General features: G+C 52.7%; 2 protein-coding genes. Both read right to left on the bottom strand.

The genetic code is table 11. The annotated features are described in order from the left end of the window. Positions 1-83: 83 nt before the first annotated feature. Positions 84-383, bottom strand: coding sequence for a hypothetical protein (locus EHO01S_RS17060; protein WP_024525067.1), 300 nt, complete (start codon positions 381-383; stop codon positions 84-86). 226 nt (positions 384-609) lie between these two features. Next, positions 610-942 (bottom strand): DUF4406 domain-containing protein (locus EHO01S_RS17880; protein ID WP_024525066.1); only part of this gene is annotated, 333 nt, incomplete at its 5' end.

The following is a 942-nucleotide window of genomic DNA, read 5'->3' as shown; positions in this document are numbered from 1 at the left end:
TTCGGCGATTGCCACCGACAGCCGCCCGCTGGGCTGCCTCTCGCTCACGTTGGCGCTGTTCGCGTTTACGTTCAGCGGCAGATTTAGCCATGACATACCTCCGGTTTTTTGCGCTGAATGATGTACCGAACCGTGGTGCATTTGAGTTCCAGCTTTTCAGCGATAGTCGGGGCAGATAGCCCCTCTGCACGTAACGCATGAACCATCTCAATATCCCACGGATCAGTACGAGGGGCGCGAGATACCAACCCCATCGAACTAATTTTCGCCCATACAGATGATAGAGTTCGCCTCAGCGTAGCCGCGATCTCTTCCACTTTCTTTCCCTCGCGGTAGAGGCGTGTAAGTGTCTGCTCTTCTTGCGTTAACCATGGCCGCTTCATAGGGGCATATCCTTGATTGCGTAGATTAACTCAGTCATAACTTAGTCCACTAAAGTTAGAAATCATCCAGTTAGCCGCCCCTTTTGGGGTATAGCTACGCCAATAAAAATCACCCTCGGTTGGACGGTACGGCCAATATGAAATTGCTAGTTCAGCCGCCAATTGCCCCTGGCTTATAGCGACGGACGCCATGAACGAACGACGCCAGAAAAAGTACCGGATAGCGTTAATCATCATTCCCCCTGATAGCGTGATTTGCCTGCCGCATGAAACCAGGGATGCAGGAACGAGAGGGATAAACCACCTGGAAGTACATCTCTAACCCCAGTTTTTCCGCCAGTGCCTTTTCTGCTCTGGCTCCGCTTGAGTGCAGCCAATCCTTCAACAGATAAATCACATCAGCACATTGCAACATGGCGAGGCCGATCTGCATGTACTGCGCCTCGGTTAGCCCATCGGGCAACTCAGCGGGGTTAAGAACGGTATGGCCTTCGGCGCGTAATGCCTGCGCCACTTCATGAAACGCTGGGCGGTTAAAGTCTTTGATCCCGGACATGGG

The sequence above is a fragment of the Edwardsiella hoshinae NBRC 105699 = ATCC 33379 genome, assembly GCF_000474215.1.
GTDB classification, from domain to species: Bacteria; Pseudomonadota; Gammaproteobacteria; order Enterobacterales; family Enterobacteriaceae; genus Edwardsiella; species Edwardsiella hoshinae.
The sequence above is the reverse complement of the archived record's forward strand: the minus strand, read 5'-3'. Positions and strand labels throughout refer to the sequence as shown.